This window comes from Geothrix fermentans DSM 14018, from assembly GCF_000428885.1.
Lineage (GTDB): Bacteria > Acidobacteriota > Holophagae > Holophagales > Holophagaceae > Geothrix > Geothrix fermentans.
On record NZ_AUAU01000034.1, the window covers coordinates 1 to 18,843 of the forward strand.

At 56.7% G+C, this 18,843-nt stretch carries 8 protein-coding genes; 6 read left to right on the plus strand and 2 right to left on the minus strand.

Annotated elements, in window-relative coordinates; genetic code table 11:
• The 3 genes from G398_RS17665 to G398_RS20805 form a co-directional block, all read left to right on the plus strand.
• The coding region (locus G398_RS17665) for an IS110 family transposase (RefSeq protein ID WP_043484770.1) at window positions 1-432 on the plus strand (432 nt) is incomplete at its 5' end.
• A 625-nt stretch (window positions 433-1,057) separates the two neighbouring features.
• Window positions 1,058-1,477 carry a hypothetical protein gene (locus G398_RS0110190; RefSeq protein ID WP_026853522.1) on the plus strand — a complete coding sequence of 140 codons (420 nt, stop codon included), beginning with the start codon at window positions 1,058-1,060 and terminating at the stop codon, window positions 1,475-1,477.
• A 635-nt stretch (window positions 1,478-2,112) separates the two neighbouring features.
• Window positions 2,113-3,018, plus strand: a complete 906-nt coding sequence (locus G398_RS20805; RefSeq protein ID WP_157492375.1) for a hypothetical protein — start codon at window positions 2,113-2,115, stop codon at window positions 3,016-3,018.
• A gap of 453 nt (window positions 3,019-3,471) precedes the next feature.
• Here G398_RS20805 and G398_RS0110200 read toward each other — a convergent pair whose 3' ends face one another.
• On the minus strand, window positions 3,472-3,927 hold the full coding sequence (locus tag G398_RS0110200; protein ID WP_026853524.1) for a helix-turn-helix domain-containing protein: 456 nt from the start codon (window positions 3,925-3,927) through the stop codon (window positions 3,472-3,474).
• Between the two features lie 708 nt (window positions 3,928-4,635).
• Between G398_RS0110200 and G398_RS17670 the strand changes: the two genes are divergently transcribed.
• Window positions 4,636-6,420, plus strand: a complete 1,785-nt coding sequence (locus tag G398_RS17670) for an ATP-binding protein (RefSeq protein ID WP_052571804.1) — start codon at window positions 4,636-4,638, stop codon at window positions 6,418-6,420.
• 1,287 nt (window positions 6,421-7,707) lie between these two features.
• On the opposite strand, the gene G398_RS21095 is transcribed toward G398_RS17670, so the two are convergent.
• On the minus strand, window positions 7,708-7,920 hold the full coding sequence (locus tag G398_RS21095) for a hypothetical protein (RefSeq protein WP_026853525.1): 213 nt from the start codon (window positions 7,918-7,920) through the stop codon (window positions 7,708-7,710).
• Window positions 7,921-9,121: 1,201 nt separating this feature from the next.
• On the opposite strand from G398_RS21095, the gene G398_RS20810 reads away from it, so the two are divergent.
• Window positions 9,122-17,365, plus strand: coding sequence for a Kelch repeat-containing protein (locus G398_RS20810; RefSeq protein ID WP_169720645.1), 8,244 nt, complete (start codon window positions 9,122-9,124; stop codon window positions 17,363-17,365).
• A 93-nt stretch (window positions 17,366-17,458) separates the two neighbouring features.
• Window positions 17,459-18,250 (plus strand): hypothetical protein, encoded by a 792-nt coding sequence (locus G398_RS20815; RefSeq protein ID WP_157492377.1) that lies wholly within the window; start codon window positions 17,459-17,461, stop codon window positions 18,248-18,250.
• The last annotated feature ends 593 nt before the right edge of the window (window positions 18,251-18,843 follow it).

The window sequence follows — 18,843 nt, forward strand, 5'->3', positions numbered from 1 at the left end:
ATCCGGAAGCATCTCGCGTCCCATGAATCGCTGGCGGAACAGGTTGATCGCATGGATTCCGTCGTCGGGGTGGGACTTCTTACCGCAGTCACGGTCATGACGGAGTTGGGCGATCTGCGCCGCTTCTCGCGTAGCCGCCAGCTCACCGCCTTTGCCGGGATGAGCCCGAGTCGAAGGGAGAGCGGAACCTCCGTCCACGGCAAACCCAGGCTGTGCAAGCAGGGAAGCACAAGAGTCCGTGCAGCCCTTTACCTGGCTGCCTGCGCCGCGATCCGCTTCAACCCGGACATGAAAGCCTGCTACGACCGACTGCTCGCCCAGGGCAAGGCAAGGCGCGTGGCCCTGGGTGCGGTCATGCGCAAACTCCTCGTTCTCATGCGGGCCGTCGTCAAGGCCGGCCATGATTGGATTCCCCAGGCCCAGGCCCTCTGAGGCGCGGATTAATCCCCTGCATTTCCTTCACAGCGGAGCCCCAGGCCAAAGCCGGGAGGGGCGCAAAGCGAAGCGGGCCGCGAAAGGCGTGACTGGCGACTCAGCGGGCACGCCTGTCGCGACCTTGCGCCCCTCCCGGCGGGACGATCCTTTCCGCGCGAAGGAAATCCACCGTAGTACCCTTGACGGTGAACTGACAACCTCTCTCGACTTCTCCTTTCCTCGGCTCTGCTCAGCGTCTCGGCGCAGGCGCGGCCGGTTACCTTCATTCGTTAGGCCTCGAAAAGCAGGGCTGTCTGAATACCGTTCAACCCGCAAATTCGCCCGTTCGGCCATTATGATTGCGCTTTCATGGCGGGCCCAGCTTCATGATGGTAGGCCCAAGGTATTTCTTTTCAACATCTGCTAAGTTTTCCGGTACCTCGATTCATGTCAACGCAGAGCTGCGAGTTCAATCCAGCCTTGCGCTCAAATCGGACTCAACCTACCTTGCATTCCGCTCATGCGAAGCGACTAGGACTCTCATTCCTATCCGCTTGGTTGGTTAGGCTGGTTGCATTCTTAACGTTTTACTTCACTGAAACTCCAAAAGTGATCGGTTGAACCGCTTCTAACGGAGGGAATAGTGAGCAAGGGAATCGTGGGAGAGAAGCACGATCGAAGACTGGAGTTCAATCGAGACGACTTCGAAGTTCTGGACATCGCGCTCAAAGAGGCGCCCGAGTTGCGCCTCTGCGCTGGTGTATTGCGGGCTGCACGTGAAGCAAAAATTGAGTACCCGATCACGTCGGTAAAACAACTCATCAAGCTGCTTCCTGAACAGCAGATGTACATCGAAGGACATTGGCTCAGGCCCGTGCTCATCGAGCGCTACATGCGTCAAGAGTACCTGCCCATCGAGAACGAACAGGACTTAGTGGCTCGCTGTCACCTTGCCCTGATCCGGTGCCGCGAGGATGTGAGATGGGCTGTACACGCACCTCCATATGCCTCGGAGCTCCTCGCAGAGCTTCCTGCGATTCCGCAAACGAAGGGGAGGGCTTAATGTCAGGAGGAGGAAGGTTCTGTCAGGCTGGACAGTGGACGACCCTGTATGAAGGCCCGAGCTTCGGGTTTGTGTACGCGTGGAATTTGGGGGCGGGAACACTGAGCGTTCGTTGGCGGGCATACACGGCGTCTCCTTTCTGGTACTCAGATGGCTCCGCTAACCTGAATGGTAAGACGACCGTCGGATTTGGTATTCCGACGCCCTACGTAAAGTTCCAAGTCAACCCACCGGTCAATGCACAACTCTTCGGCTCGTAATCTCCACCCTGTGAGTGATCCCGATGTTTGATGCTGCCCAACTGGGTTTGCTGCATGCGGGTGATGCGCGTAGGGCATCACCTGCGGCAAAAGTTAGGTCCTTGGATCGTAATTGCTAGGCCGAATGCCGCGCTAGAGAACCGAGAACCCCGTCAGTTAAAGCATCTACTTGAACAAAAGAATATGTAGTCAGGCTAGGGGCAGCGTTGGTTGGAGAGCCAAACCCATTATGACCCTCGGGAATCATTCGTGGATGAAGAACTGGATGCGTGGCTACAAGAGTAGCTTCCTTCGGTGGGCCGCTATCGCAGATTGGATGCAGCGATAAACGAGCCGTTTAGTCAAAGCATCCGATTAAGCCTGGAGGGCATAACCATGCTAGACCTGAATATCGAATTCAAGCTTGATCGCATCCATTGCCATGATGAAGGTGATGGTCCTGGTAACGCGGAACCCTATCTATGGTCAGTGTTCTTTAAGGTGGATGGTGACACAACAGTAGTCAACACTGATGATCTAAGCCACGTATATTTACAGGGACCGCCCACCGTCATGACCACCCCGGGAAACCATGGCAACCTCGGCACCAGCGACGTTGATGAAGGCGACGATGTAGGTGTCCCTGCCATTATTGGCGAATACCGCACAATCATGAAGCCGATTCCATTAACGACCCCGGTTCTCGGTAAGAGTGAAATCGGCGGGATGATAGGCTGCATCGTGGTGCTGATGGAGGAGGACAACACCTCCGACTCCGATGCCGCCCGCGGGCACGAGCGTCTCGACAGCACGGTTCGCGACAAGTTAGCCGAGCTGCTCGGCACCCTGAGCATCAGCAACCCCGAACCTACGCAGGAAGACATCGATAGGATGACGGATCAGATCGGATCAGCCGTCAAGGACGCGATTAAGGACGGTGTTAGTGTCATCGAATGGCTCCTAGGCTTCGGCAACATGGATGACCAGATTGGCAGCGCAGTGCTCCGTTTTTCCCATGGTGAAATGCAAGCGGCAGCCGGTGGCGCTATCCCCTTCAGCCGCCGCTGGAAAAACGAAGGCGACTGGGAACTCTTCGGCCACATTCAAGCGACTCCTATCAGCCGCCCGGATTCGAAGTGTTGTGAAGAACTAAAACGCAAGTTCAAGGAACTCGAACGTACCCTAGCCATCCACGAAAAGCGTCTCGTGAAAATTGAGGCAGATATAGACGCTCAAGCGAAGGGTTTTGCATCCGCTGTGACCCGCGCAAAGGCCACTACAATACCTATTAAACGCGGATAGACCGTAACCCATCAAAGCGCCCCACCCGTGGACGAACTTGCCGCCTCTTCGCGTCGTCAAGCCCGCCAGTGAGCTTTGACGTTAGATCCTTCACTCAAGGAGGACCCATCCAAGGGGGAACGCTGGCTCGAAAGCCAGACCCTTTACGACCCTCAGGAGTCGTTCCTGGAAGAGGAACTGGAGGCATAGTGAAACCAGTAGGGTGACTCGGTTGGGCTTCTGGTTGGCCCGATTGAAGTGGGAGCCCCATTGGGGTTCGACCATTACCGCGACCCTGAAATCTATTTTTGTTTTCCTGGGTAATGTCGGTAATGGGTAAGGCCAGACCGGCATGACCCATTACCGAGCATCAATAGAGCCTTGATCGAGGTCCCAGGCTCAGCAAGGAATACCCGGGGCCACCAGGGCAGGGGGGTGTAGATACCTAGTGGGACTATTCCTCAAGGGTGAGGCTCAACCCTCTTTGGTCTCCGGTGTGGCCAGCTCGGCCAGCTTTCGCTTCGCCTCGCGCTTCCCTAGTTTCCTGAGCGCGGCGATCGCCTGGAGCTGGGCCTGGCGGGGGCGGGTCTTTTCGGCCTCCCAGTGGTAGACGGATTGGCCGGAGACTCCGAGGAGCAGGCCCATATCCTGGGCAGAGAGACCCAGCTTCTGCCGCTGCTGGGCGAACCTCTTCGCTGAGAATCGAACGCGCGTGGTTCCTTCCTCGCCTTCTGGCGTTTCCGGCTTTTTCAGAATCTTCTTCGAAACCCGTGCTTGCTGCTTCTCAAGCTGATCCACACGCCGCTTCAGCTGTGCGATCTCTAAGCGGTACTGGCTGGAGGCCCGCTTGAGGCTCTCGATCTCATTCCGGACTTCCTTCCGGGCGAGCCGAAGGATTTCTTCTTTCAGGATGGATGCGATGTTTGGCATCTTGGCTCTCCCAGGTGAGATCCATGGAATTGAAATCCATTTGCTAAATATAGCCTGAGGTATAGGTGGTACTACCGTTCGGCGGTGAAAAACGACCGTTCGGAGGAAATAGCCTAAACAAGGACTGGTGATGGTTATGTTGTCAGTACGTCCAAAAAGGAGGCCGTATGACAAAATGCCCTCTCGGAACTACAGCAAAAACAGGTGAAAAGTGCCCAGAAAGTGGAGTCTGGACTTCTATCAGCAGTCCCTCCACCACCGCCCCCATTGCTAAGGGCGACACGATGCCCCCGTACAGAAATCAGGCGGTGACCTGGAGACTTACTTCTTACGCCTAGCCACCGAGACTTCACTGATGAGTCGGGAAGCGGCCGGATAGAAACCTCGATTCAGTTCTCCACCGCACTGCCGGTTACATCTGCACACTCGATGCAGCACTCGACTAACCCAAGAGGTATCTCCCCCCCAGCCGATTCAAAACTCGAGTTCTCCACCGCTCTTGCGGATTCCGGGCTATCTACTCAACACCCGTGATGATCGACCGCCATTGGCGCCCGTGACTCGGATTCAGCTATTGATGAGGCTTACCATCGTGGGCTGATGTGAACACTGTCTCTACAGGATTCATTCTTCCAGCGGCCACCACTGCTAGAGTTTGTCTAGACTTCGAGGATCGAGGATTCCATGGCGTAGGAGGGAGGTCGCAAAATGGCGTTTGCGGATTCCACGGCGGGGAACCCAGGCCCTGATTTCAAGGCTCTGTTTGAATCCGTGCCTGGTCTCTATCTGGCGCTTGATCCCAGTCTGACCATCGTGGCCGCAAGCAATGCCTATCTCACGGCGACCTTGACCCGTCGCGAGGAGGTACTGGGCAAGGGCATTTTCGAAATATTCCCTGACAATCCGGACGATTCGACCGCGACCGGGGTGGCCAACCTTCGGGACTCGCTCCACCGGGTTATTTCCCTCAAGAAGCCGGATGTGATGGCCGTGCAGAAGTACGACATTCAACGGCCTTTGTCAGAGGGTGGGGGATTCGAAGTTCGCTACTGGAGTCCGATCAATACCCCGGTCCTTTCTCCACAAGGCGAGATTCGCTTCATCATCCACCGCGTAGAGGACGTGACCGAGTTCGTCCGTCTGAAGGAGGCGCACCGGGATCAGATGAACCTCGCTGCGGTGCTGAAGGGGCAGGCCTCACACATGGAGGCCGAGGTTTTCGAGCGGGCCCAGGAAATCCAGGAAGCGAACCGGCAGCTACGGGAACTCCACGGGCATCTTGAAGCGCGGGTGGAGGAGCGGACCACCGAACTCCTGCAGGCGAATGAGGCCCTGCTGCGCAGCGAGGAGCAGCTCCGTCAGGCCCAGAAGCTGGAGGCGGTGGGCCGACTGGCAGGCGGCATCGCCCACGATTTCAACAACCTGCTGACGGTGGTCTTCAGTGCCTCCCAGGCGCTGGAAATGCGCATGGGCAAGGATCGGGACCTTGAGGCGATTCACTTGGCCTCTGAGCGCGCGGCCAAGCTGACGCGCCAGCTTCTGGCCTTCAGCCGTCAGCAGATCCTGGCTCCTCAGGTCCTCGACCTCAACACCACGCTTCGAGACCTTGGCCCAATCTTGCACCGGCTCCTGGGGGAGGATGTCGAGCTTGAGATCCTGTGTGCTCAAAGCCTACGGCCCGTCTTTGCCGATCCGAGCCAGATTGAGCAGGTGGTTATGAACCTGGCGATCAATGCCCGGGATGCCATGCCAGATGGTGGGAAGCTCACCGTGGAGACGGTCAACGTCGATCTGGATGGAGCCTATGCCAGTGAGCATCTGGGCGTCACCCCGGGCCGCTATGTCATGTTGGCCGTTAGCGACACTGGGCACGGCATGGACAAGGCTACCCAGGCCCGGATCTTTGAACCCTTCTTCACGACGAAGGATCCTGGCAAGGGAACAGGGCTGGGTCTATCCACTGTGTTCGGAATCGTGAAGCAGAGCCAGGGCCACATCTGGCTCTACAGCGAACCCGGGATTGGCTCCACCTTCAAACTCTACTTCCCCGAGTTCCAGGGACAGGTGGGATCTCTCTCCGCGGCAGCGTCCAGAGGAGCGGCCGACGAAGGCGGAAGTGAAACCATCCTTTTGGTGGAGGATGATGAGCTGGTGCGCGAAGTGGCAGGGGCTGTGTTGCGGGAGGCCGGTTATGCGGTCCTGGAAGCCCGAAATGGTGAGGAAGCGATCGCCCTCTGCACCCAGGCCATTGATCGAATTCATCTGCTCATCACCGACGTAATCATGCCGGGGCTGAATGGGCGCCAGGTATCCGAGAGGGTGGCTAGCCTTCAGTCGGACCTGGCGGTTCTCTTTATGTCCGGATACACCGACGACGCCATCCTGCGCCATGGGGTCCTGGATGCCAATGCTCACTTCCTTGCGAAACCGTTCACGCCTTCTGAACTTCGGTCCAAGGTACGAGTGGCGCTGACTCCAAGCGAAAGAAGCTAGGTGCAAACACCGATCTCTCCCAGCTGAACTATGCGCGGCCTCAACTCCGTGATCTCGCTTCGATATTGAGCCGAGGCCTTTCGGAGCTATTCGAGTTCCGTCTGGGCCTCCTACGGGCGAGTCGGAGGGTCTCGGACTTCAGCAGGGACGCGAGGTTGGACATGGGGACTCCATTTGAATTCATCCTCGATCATGTGCCGTTCGGATTGGGAGGGTTCGGCATCCGGGGGACGCGACTCCGGGGAGGGGAGTCGCCGCGCAAAGTGATGGAGTCCTGATCTCGAAATTGAACCGTACTACCGTTCGGCGGCAAAAAACGACCGTTCAGCGGACTCTCTTGAGCTGTTAACTGCTCAGGTGTAGGTTCACGCAGATTTAGAGGATGCCATGTCGGATAAAGACAAGAGGACATTCTGCGGAGACTTGTTTGGTTAGGGACTCGAGCTGGCACTCCTCAGGTCGTTACTGAACCGAATACGAGGGAACTCACATGCGATGCTGCTCCACGATCCTGATGATCACCTTCTTATCGACTACGTGGGCCACTCTCCAGGCTCAAACGAAGCAAGCTCCAACCAGGAATCCCCCGCGGCGAGGATTCCATGTAGATGGGAGTGCTTGGCTGTGGCCAGCGGGGGCCCAAGAAATTTCGGGACCAGAATTCCGAGATGAGTTGGTTCGCCCCGTAAAAAATAAGCTCGTACTGGCTTGGACCATGGACCATGGACCGTGGCGTGGCGGATCTTATCGCGGCAGCGAACGAAAGCCGCTTGGATCAGAATCGGACCTCGGGAAGCGTAATCGTTCGGGTCTTTTATCAACACGGGAAAACTGAAGACCTACCCACTCGAGCCGTAATCCTCAGACATCCTGGTACTGGGGCGCAAGCAACGGATCAAATGTTGGTGGAAGTCGTGATGTCGATAGCTTCAGACATCACGAACATTCAACTGATCGACCATCAAAGTGTGGTGGCTTGGGCTGGCGCGGTTCTCCCCCACCTCCTTGAAGCCCATCCATCCCGCTATGTGCCAGCCATAGGGACGGATTTCCTTCCAACGCCCTTGAAGGGTGCCGACGGAAAGGATTCCACCTCATCTGGCACCATGCCCGGTTCAAGTCAGGAAAGCAGGCGGGCGTTGCAGATCAGGCACATTGAGCAAGGTCTCTATCCTCCATTTGATTAAATCCTGTTTCAAGTTTTATGGACTGTTTTGATTCCCACCTTTCTTTCGGGATTGCCATGTTTGCTGATCTGATGATCTCCCGTTTTCTGCGTTTCAGTATTTATCGTTTGAAGGTGGTCGCGGTCGTCATGTTGATCTGGTTGCCGTGTTCAGCAGGAGGACCCAGCTCAATCGTAGTGTCGGTGAGTCCGAACTCGACCACGCTGATGATAAACAGTACACAACAGTTTACTGCCACGGTAACGGGGACCACCAAGACAGCTGTCACCTGGAGCTGTTCAGGCGGATCGATAAACTCGACAGGGATGTACACGGCTCCTTCCACAGCCGGAACCTACAACGTTCAGGCCACGTTGGTTTCAGACAGTAGCAAAGTTGGAACTGCCTCCGTGACGGTAGTCGCACCTGGGATTACCAATGTGGTTGTTAGCCCAAGTGCGCGAACCCTGGCGACCGGAGAATCCTGCCCTATTACTGGATATGTGTATGGATATGGCGACACCAGTGGGGACTGGACGCTATCGGGCGGCAGCGGAACCATTTCAAATGAAGGAAGCACATTCGGATTAGGTTATTCGAACCTGTCCTACCAGGCGCCTCAGTCGCCAGGTAGTTATGCCTTGTCCTACACAAGCAGGATGGATCCCACCAAATCAGCGACTGCAATCATCACCGTGGTCATCCCTGGGGTCAGCGTTTCACCTGCAAATGTGACCCTGCAGTCTTATGGCACGCAGCAATTCACCGCTTCGGTAGTTGGCCTCTCCAACACGGCAGTGACTTGGTCCTGTTCTGGGGGGAGTGTGTCTAATTCGGGGCTCTTCACGGCTCCTTACCTGGCTGGTACGTACTCCATAACCGCAATCAGCGTGCAGAACTCAACCATCACAGGCTTGGCCACCGCGACCGTTCCACTGAGACTTGCCATAGATAGATCTACTGTGAGTCTCTCACCCAATTCTAGCTGTAGTTTGGGTCTGACCACTAATGCCAGTAGTACACCTAGCGTTACTTGGACTTGTTCCGGTGGCAGCGTGACTCCAAGCACAAATGGCTCGGTGATTTACAAAGCTCCGGCTATATCCGGAATCTACACGGTAACTGTTACCAGTAATGTAGACTCCACTGTTACAGCCTCTGTGCCTGTTCGAGTTGCACCACCTGTGATCGTCAAAGTGACACCCGGAGCCGTCTCCCTCGCATTGGGAACCACTCAGCAATTTTCAACCTCAGTAACAGGTGGGTTGGGGAACCCTACCGTTACCTGGACTTGCAGTGGCGGAACGATTAGCAGTTCAGGGATGTACACAGCCCCACAGAATGCGGGGTCCTATTCGGTCTGGGCAACCAGCGTAGACGATCCAAGTATAATTACTACCGCCAACATCATCGTTCCTCCCCAGATATCGATCTCTCCTACTAGCCTCACGATGCTCGCGGGAGCTGGTCAAGTTTTCACGGCTACGGTCTTGGGCATTAATCAGTCGACCGTCACATGGAGTGCGTCCGGCGGCGTGGTTGATCAGGGTGGTCGCTACACGGCACCGAATGCTGTAGGAACTTACACAGTTACCGCGAAACAGGATAACTGGAAGGTATCTGCCTCTGCGACAGTGACGACCACCCAAGGCCTGGTTTCTGTTTCGCTCAATCCCACTGGGATTGCCATTCCCGTTGGCGGTACCCAGCAATTCCAGGCTCACCTTATTGGGACGGCGAACACCGGGGTTACTTGGTCAGCCTCGACTGGGTCTATCTCCGCATCCGGATACTATACGGCTCCAGCCAACACGGGGACAGCAACCATTACAGCCACCAGTGTGGCTGATCCTACTAAATCCGCTACTACCACTTTGACAATCACGGCGGCCATCCCGCTTACCTCCATTTCGATCGCCCCCATCACCGTGAACCTCGCGACAAGTGAATCCCAATCCTTTACTGGAACAGTGGCTAACAATAGCAATACCAAAATCTACTGGGAACCGCTGGGTGGAGGCAATAATGGGGCATTGAGTGCGACAGGGGTCTACACGGCTCCGGCCGTGCTTCAGTCGAGCAATAACAGTTCGTACTTTTCACTGATCAAGGCCCATCCCCAGGCAGACTACAGCAAGTCTTCCGTTGCCACTGTAACGCTGCAGACGGTCGGGCCAATCAACGTCACCATTACTCCACCCGCCAAGACCGAGTTTGTTGAGGGCGAGACGGCGACCTTCGCGGCTACTGTCTCTGGCACCGCAGACACCCGCGTGAAGTGGTCGCTGGACCCATATGCCAACTTTGGATCCACAATTTCAGTTCTAGGGGCGTTCCAAGCGGGTGGGCTCATTTCCAGCGCCAATTACGCTGATGTAGCTTTACGAGCGGCAAGTATGGCCGACCCCTCCAGGGTGTCCTTCCTTACTGTTCGGGTGTGGAAACGTGGGACGGTTTTGATCTCCCCTGGTTCCTTCACCAATCCTCCCTTGTGGCAGAGCCAATCGGTGTCTCCCGGTTCTCAGGTCCAGTTCGCCGCCGAGGTGAAGGGCGGTGGTGGAGTCATCTGGACCTGTTCAGATGGGACGATCACCAACACGGGGCTATTTACGGCACCGAGCGGCACCTTCCCCGGGGGGGGAGTCTATGTCACCGCTACCAATGCCATTGACTCGAGTCAAAGCACGACAGTAGGGTTCAATGTACCCGGGCTAGGCGATGTCTCCATCAGCCCCACAGGAGTCACGCTTGGTGTTGGTAGTAAGCAGTCGTTCACTGCCACGGTCCAAGGTGGTAGCGGGAATTCCGTGACCTGGGACTGTCGGATGGCGGACGGGAGTTCGCTCAATCCCGGCACAATTTCCAGAGGTACTTACACGGCGCCCGCATACCTGGACTATGGTGAAGGCGAGCGGAAAGTGATTGTTCGGGCGACTTCGGGAAGCAGTTATGCGGAGGCCAATGTCACCGTTCAGGGTCCCCTATCGGCAGGGGTACTCGATGCAGTGTCCAGTTGCTGGTCCGGCTGTACTCTGATCGCCACCTACGATGCATCTGGGTCTGCAGGTGGAGGGTGGGGAACAGACCCCTACAAGTTCTGGTCCATCAGTGGGAATGGAACCATTCTCGCTGCTTGGTACGACTGGTCTCATGGGTATCCCGTAGTTAAGTACACTGCCACAGCCCCGGGAACAGTCACTATTACTGCTCATCCCAGCAACACCGTCAGCAGCTTAACGATCAATGCCACTACTCAAATTCTTGCGATCCCAGATTTCTCCGGCGAATTCGTATCCAGCACCGGAACCTTGAGTGAGAGAATTCTGGATTTTGGCATTAAGAACGTCAACACCTCCATGGGAACGACTCAGTCCATTCGTCGCATCTGGACTGGCGATACCTTGGGTATGGATTCAACCACCCTGAGCGGGCAGAGCTGTGTGGCCACTCGATTCGGAATCTCCGGTTCGACTCCCGTGTGGGGGTACACCTACACAGCCAATTTCTCCTTAGATGGGAACTCCATCACTGGGTATCAGAGTGGAACCAGATCTGGAAACATCGTGGTGGGTGTCGAGACGGCTGGAACAGTGACAGCGGCAGAACTCAACCACACGATGTGGTCTACGGCCTTCACAATGGTTGGAGGTACAGTCCAATTCCAAGCTGCCGTCGGGGGGACCGCGGATAAGGCGGTCACCTGGACCTGCTCTGCTGGCTCCATTACCCTGGATGGTCTCTACACCGCACCCGCAACACCTGGCACTTACACGGTGACGGCCACCAGCAATGCCAGCATCACAGGTAATAGCTACACTGTAAAAGTGGGCGTGACAGCTTCATCGACGCTGCATGTCGCCGGCATCTACGAAGGGCCTGTGGTCTACGCCTACGATGGAGTTGCCAGAACATCTACCTTGAGTCTTTTTGAGGACAACGGCACGATCTATGGCAAGCTCAATGGCGCCCAGGTGACAGGTGCCATGACAGGCCGTGTTTTCCAAGGTTGGTACCGCCAACAGGTCAACTATGGCGGGATGTTGTCCCAGCCCATCGAAATGGTCTTCGATCCTCAACCCGATGGCTCTTTCGTCGTCAACGGAACCTATTCCTATTTTGGGTGGTTTGGCTCTGGTTACTACCAGACCTCTGCTTACACCTACGGGGTAGCCACGAATCAGGTCCCCCAGCCCAATATTGTGGATGTCCGAATTGTTCCCAAGACCGACTTCAGTCCGATAAAACTCCTGGGCAGTGGGACGGCGACCTTCAAAGCCCTTGTGGTCGGCAATGCGAACACGGATGTCACTTGGTCTGCCAACGGGGGCACCATCCAAGCCAATGGGAATTCCGTGACCTTCACGGCTCCAGCTGTAAGTTCCAAAGGTACGACTTTCATCCTGACAGCCACAAGCGTAGCGGATCCCACCAAATCGGAATCAGTGACTATCTCTGTGGACCCGGCCCAGCCAACTGTTCTGCCAGCGCAAGCCTCCATTTACGCTAGTTCGGTTGGTTATAGCGGCAGTATCGCTTCCTTTGCCGCCACATTCCCGTCTCAGCTTTCCAATGAAGCCTTCTGGTCGATTCTTGAAACGACCCCCGGGGCCCCCACTGTGGACGCGTGGGGTGTAGTACATCCGGGATGGGCCTTGGGGACCTTTACCGTGGTGGCCACTTCCCAATGGAATTCCACTGTCAATGCTACCGCCTCTGTGACTGTGAATGAAGCACGCCCCTCCATCGGGTACTTCTATTCAGATTTCACCTCGGTCCAGCCAGGGGACACTGTCACGGTGACTTGGGACAACATCTCGGCCTACAACACGCCGAATCCACAGCTCCTCCTGACCATTGCTGATTCCATTGGCAGCCAAGTCATTGATGTCACCGGCAAGACGTCCTACAGCGTCACCCTCACACGAACCACCACATTCACGCTGATGGCCAGGAGTGTTTCGGGGTTGGAGGGAAACCGAAGCCTAACCGTAACAGTGGCTTCCTCGGCGGTTATTTCCGCGCTCGTGGCAAATCCCGGAGTCATTCGTGCCGGTGACCCCGTCACCTTGGTCGGCACCTTCACGGCCGCTTCAGCCACCCTCTACTACTACAACCGTCCCACCTACAGCTGGCTGGCGTATGGACCTATTACCAGCGGAACTCCCGTCACTATTCAAGCCAGTCATCCCTCGGTGCTGCATGTCCAGCCGCAATTCTATCTCCAAGCATCTGACGCCAATGGGAACACCATCCAGTCTTATCCGATCACGATCCCTTGTACGCCAGCGATTCTACAATTTGTAGCTTCTCCAACTGGAATCCTGACCGGATCAGGAGCGAGTTCGACACTCTCTTGGGGTATCGACAGTGCAGGGTTAGCAGGCACGGTGACCCTCAAAGCAACCACGCAGAGCGGAGTTCAGACATCCGTAAACACCGGAGGTGCCACAAGCTGGACTGTCACCCCAACTGAGACCACAACCTACAATCTGATGGTGACTACCACGGCGGGAGGAGACTCTCGCCTCGCGACGGTTCGTGTCGGTGATGTCGCCTCCGTGACTATTACCCCTGCATCTGTGACTCTTGCTCCTGGTGCTAGTAAGGCTTTCACCGCATCTGTCCTGGCCGTTCAAGGCAAGGATGGTCTGACATGGTCATACTCTGGCGGGTCTCTTTCGGGAGGAGGCACCAGCGCCACTTGGGTAGCTCCCCAGACAGAGGGCACCTACACGGTGACTGCGACTAGCACAGTAGATCCCACGGTGTTCGCCACTGCTACCGTTATCGTCAGTAAGAGTGTGGGTACTCTGCCACCGCCGACTCTCGATGTCCTCAGCTTCTCCAGTGGCCCATCTCCGCAGGGTCCAGGGCATGTGCTGCTTTCATGGTCCACTGTCGGTGCAACCACGATCACTCTGCAAGATAGCAATGGCCTTCAATTGGATGCGACTGGTCAAACTTCCTACGATGTGACACCGGTAGGCACTACGATCTACACCCTGACCATCACCGACGGGAAGAGTTATATCTCTCGAACCCTGACCATCCCAGGAGCGGGCTACGCCGTGGCCGTCGTGCCTACCCAGGTGACGATGTTCACAGGTGTGTCCTACAAGTTCGGCTACTCGATCTACGCGCCCTCCAACCAGGTCACCTGGACATGTGATGGCGGCACCATCGCGGTGGATGGCACCTTCACGGCACCTACCACGGCAGGCATCTATACCGTGACGGCGGCTTTGGTGGACGATCCCACCAAGACATCTTCCGCCACAGTCACGGTGAATGATGTAAGCCTGATGATTACGCCGTCGTACCTTACTCTGACTACCGGTCAATCCTTCAGTTTCGGGTACCAGGCCTTTACCTATTCCGATGATCGACTTACTTGGTCTGCTAGCGCGGGCAGCATCACCGCCACTGGTGTATTCACCGCACCGTTGACCCCTAGCACGGTCACCATCACGCTCACCAGTTCCAAGGACCCCACCAAGACCGCCACGGCCACGGTGGAGGTGAAACCCATCGATCTGATGATCCTGCCTAGCGTGTTGTGGGTGCTTCCCCAAGGCCAGTTCCAGCTTGCGGCGGGCACCAGTTTAGGTCCAGTGAACTGGTCCGTGGTCGAACCCAACGGTGGAAGTATCGACGCAAACGGCATCTACACCGCCCCGAACGAAGTCGGCACTTTCACGATCAAGGCCACCAGCGCAGTGGATAGCAGCCGCTCCGCGACGGCCACAGCCATCGTTGCAATCACCGGAGGAGGGAATTGGGGGCCTGGTAGTGGTGGAGGGGGCACTTTCTCCCCCCAGAACTACGGCGTCAGTGTGGAACCTGCCATGTCGACGGTGGACGCAGGGACCTATCAGTCACTCCATGCGACTGTGCTGGGGAACGATGATCAAAGTGTCACTTGGGCAGTCGCAGGCGGCACAGTACAAGCTGCTGTCGATGATCAAGGCGTTTTCACGGCCCACGAACCCGGCATTTACACTGTCGTCGCCACCAGCAAGGCCAACTCCGCTTGGCAAGGATCCGCGCTTCTGGTGGTTGAATCCAGCATCAAGGGTTTACGCAACATTCCAGCAGAACTGGATCTGGAAGGTTATTCAGTGACCGTCCTCAAAGACGGGAAGGTCCTCTTGGTTGGAGGGCAAGATACACGGGTGATCGACACGGATCCGACGAAGGGCTATCGCGGCACTGCCTATCTGTACGACCCGGGCACCAAGGTCTTCACGGCCACGGGCAGTCTGATCCAGGCGCGGGCTGGACATATGGCAACCCTCCTTAGCGATGGTCGCGTGTTGATCGCGGGAGGCATGGGGTATTTCAAGTGGCCGACGGATCCCAATGCCCTTGTTCAAGAACAACCCGTGAAATGGGGCGAGATCTACATCCCGGCTACGGGCCAGTTCGAAGCGCTCCCGGTGCCGCCAGATCATCCGCTATATCCGGCAGGTTCCATGCGAAGTGCGCATGGAAGTACAGGTCAGGCCGCAACTCTGGCCAACGGCCAAGTGCTCATGGTCGGCGGTCCTTCTGGGGTGCAAACCTACTGGCCGTTCGATCTCTTCGATCCCGCGACGAACCTCTTTGATCTGACGGATATCGTCACGGGGAACATTGCCAATCAGGAGATTTACCAGACCCGCGAAGGCGGGGCCGTTGTGGCCTTAGATGATGGAAGGGCCCTCCTCACAGGCGGTGGTAGGACCTACAGTGTGAACGAAACCTATCCCTGCGGCATCAGTACCTGCGTCTTGAACGAAGCACGGATATTTGATCCCCAGTCGCCCAGTGCGTTACTTCCGGTGACCGGCATGACGCAGGCGCGTACCGGACACACCATGACCAAGCTTCCCAACGGGAAGATCCTGATCATTGGCGGATCCGATCATTTCACGCTTGCATCAACCTCCACGTTCCTGCCGAATCCCACCGCCACGGCTGAGATCTACGATCCAGCCACCGGGACGTTCACACCTACCGGAGCAATGAAGTGGGCCCGGAGCGACCATGCCGCCATCATGCTACCTACGGGGCAGGTCGTGGTGGTGGGAGGGTATCTCAGCGCCACCTGGGATGGCACCGGGACTATCTGGAGCTATCCGACGGAAACTGAGCTGTACGATCCAGATACAGGGACCTTCAGCGTCATGGATAAGGTGGCCTTCGGACTGGATCGGCCCAAGCTCACCCTGATGAAGGATGGCGGTGTGTTCGTAGGCGGGAAGCCGATCATCACGGCCGCAGCGGGCACGCCCGCAGCGGCTACCCTGGCTCCAGGTGCGAAGACCGTCAAACCATTGATCACGTCCGTGGTGCAAGGGGATTTGGGTTGGCTGGCAAGGCTGGCGACCTTCGGAAACTTCGCGCCCATGACCCTCCAAATCCCGGACCTCAGGATGAACCAGGGCGTGGAACGAGGGATCGATGATGCCAATGCTCCGTTGGTTGGTGGAACGCCCGGTCTCACATGGAAGAAGGATGTCCCTCGAATCCTGAACCGGAACACACTGGTCTATGGGAATTTCGAATTCAATCAGAACGTGTCGCGCGAACTAAGTCGGAACCTGAAAGTGGACCTTATTGCGGTGCTGCCAGATAAGAGCGAACGAACGTTAGCTTCGGATGTATCCCTGGTGTGGAGTGGGAGCGAATTCCCCTATCCCGTCGGGCGGAAGAAACTGGGCTTTAAGGCGATCCTCCCGGCCGGGAGCACCCTTCCGCAAGCCCAGCTCAAGGTGCTCCTCAAGGATTCCACCGGGGGAGCCGCTTGGTTACCGAAGGAAGGGTGGTTCCAAACGAGCCAAGGTGCGATCTGGAAGGACCAGCCCAACTCCATCAAGGTCATCCTGCTTCCTGTCACCGTCACTTACCGGCAGCAGGCGGCGGACGGATCGACCAGCTCCCAAATCCTCGGCTTCACCCCCGCCGAATTGAGTGAATTCCGCATTCGTTATGAGGTGGTGCTCAGGAAGCTCTTCCCCTTCGGGGATGGGGGGATCAGGCTGGATGAAAACACTGAAAACGTCCAAGCCACCTGGGATCTCGGGATTCGCTCCGTGGACGGGAAGACCTACACCGGGGCGTCAACTTTCACCGACCCTCTCACCAACACCGTGACCCCCATGGCTCCTTTCGTGGCATGGAAATTTGATAATTCTGGATGGTATTCGATCAATGAAAGTTGGGACAAATTGGTGATGTACGGATTTGAAAGGGCTAGAGATCCGTATCTTCTAGCATATTCAAAACCTGGGACATTTCTTTGCGTTCTAATCAAAGCCCTTCCCGGCGTGACTTCGGCGAGTACCAATGGGTGGACCTTCGCGAGGAATTATCTCGGCGGCGATGTTTCTCATCTCTTCGCGGCCTTCCCAGGCAATGCGGTGGATTCGGCCCATGAACTGGGACACTCCCATCACTTGAAACACACCATGGATCCCAGTACCGATTACCCCCAAGCGCCCGCCTACGGGGATGGTGCTAGGGGGGGATCCAGACTCGGAATCGTAGGATGGGACCCCTTCGCCTTGGAGGGGGCTGCCCTGGATGCCTCTTCCCTTTTCTCCCCTCTGAATAGCGGATCCGTGGCATCGCCGGTATGGGGCACCCGGTTTTTCACGCCCCAAGACCTTACCGCCTACAGCCTCGCTAAGGATCTGATGGATTACCTGAACAGAGGGAAAGGTGAAAATTATTGGCTTTCGGATTTCCACTTCCAAAAGATTTTCACGTACAACGCCACAACTAACCCCACGCCCTGATCCGAAAGGGAAATTTCCATGCGATATGACCTGATTCTCATTGCCTTCCGGAAGTCCTGGGCCTCCTGGCTCCCGCCCCTTACAGGAGCGCTAATGCTTTTTGGAATGCCCCTGAAGGCCCAAGGCGCCCTGGCTGTGCCCGCCGCCCAAGCCTCGCCCATTGTTCCCGAGGACACCAACGCCTACTACCGTCAGCACCGAAAGGAAGGGCGGCTGTGGTTTTCCATTCCATTTGGGATGGTGGATCGGGCTCACAAACGGCTGACACTCGGCAGCACCATGCCTGTAGAACCCAGTTTCTGGATTAATGTAAGATGTACGTTAATTTTCGAATACATCACGGTCTCGGGGAAGGTATATCGCGTTCTGGCCCTGAAACCCTTCGGTGATGGATCTGAAGCCCAGGTTCCCACGGACGAGGAGGGAGCGGGGTTCAGGGTGTACACCCTGGAGGGGAAATTGATCGGGGAATACTGGGCCGCCCAACACGAAGCCTTGAGGCTGGCGCGTGAGGATCACGCAGATGCCTGGTCCCTGGGATGGTTGGATGGGGATCGATTGGGTTTCCCTCCAGCGGCTCAAGCCTCGAAACACCTGCTTGTGGAACCCCGCCCGGATTCCGGGCAGGTCCCAACGAAGTCCTACTTGCGCTGGAGCTGGGACGGGGGACAAACCTGGGGAAGCGCAAAAACCTGGGAAGGTGGAGAGCCCAGGACGGGGCCCGATTATCCGGATGACCGGGAAACGGTGTCCTGGAAGATTCCCAAAGCGAAGCTTGGAAAGGCCACTGACCCCTGGGTGGAATTGGTGGTGGTGAAGGGCCTAAAGATCACCAAGAAGCGATACCGCGTACATGACCTTCCGAAACACTGGGAATCTAACTGACGTTTCCCCCATGATTAGCCCGGTCTTTGTGTGGAATCAGGGGTGATGGCGTGGTGAAGTCCACCTCGATGGCCGGCCCTTCACGAGTAAAGATGCCCACGATGTTCAAGGTCCGGATGGCTCGTTGTCCCTCGCCAGAATCCCATCCATGCTCGTGAAAGCCGATTTTTGGGGAGTCATCGGAGTTTTAACGGATTCGGAGGATACAACACAACCTTCTCGAATGTCGAAACCAACCTCCGGAGCCGCATGTTGCCATCTTGTTTCGTTCCACCGACTCTCTTGGGCGCACGTCTCCGCCCTGCGTAGGAACCCCAATGAACCCTCTGGATTTTGCTCGCCCTCGGAAACACCGGTCATCAGTTGGGTTCCGACAGCCAGTTTGGCCTGGGGTTTGCACCTGTAACCGAGACTGTCCTGTGGTCCCAGGGCGAGTCTGAACCGACTGAATCTAAAGAAGTTCAGACAAGACCGAGCTTGTAGTGGATCAGCTCGTGCTCGAGGATGCGCTGCTGCACCTGCTCGGGGTCGTGGCAGTTCATCCCGCACACCTGCTGGGGCCAGGGCCAGTCCCGGCGGCGCAGCAGGGGGAT

Excerpts from the sequence above, each read along its gene's own strand:
- G398_RS20805 (WP_157492375.1), top strand. The coding sequence starts at position 2,113 with ATGCTAGACCTGAATATCGAATTCAAGCTTGATCGCATCCATTGCCAT.
- G398_RS0110200 (WP_026853524.1), bottom strand. The coding sequence starts at position 3,927 with ATGCCAAACATCGCATCCATCCTGAAAGAAGAAATCCTTCGGCTCGCC.
- G398_RS17670 (WP_052571804.1), top strand. The coding sequence starts at position 4,636 with ATGGCGTTTGCGGATTCCACGGCGGGGAACCCAGGCCCTGATTTCAAG.
- G398_RS20815 (WP_157492377.1), top strand. The coding sequence starts at position 17,459 with ATGCTTTTTGGAATGCCCCTGAAGGCCCAAGGCGCCCTGGCTGTGCCC.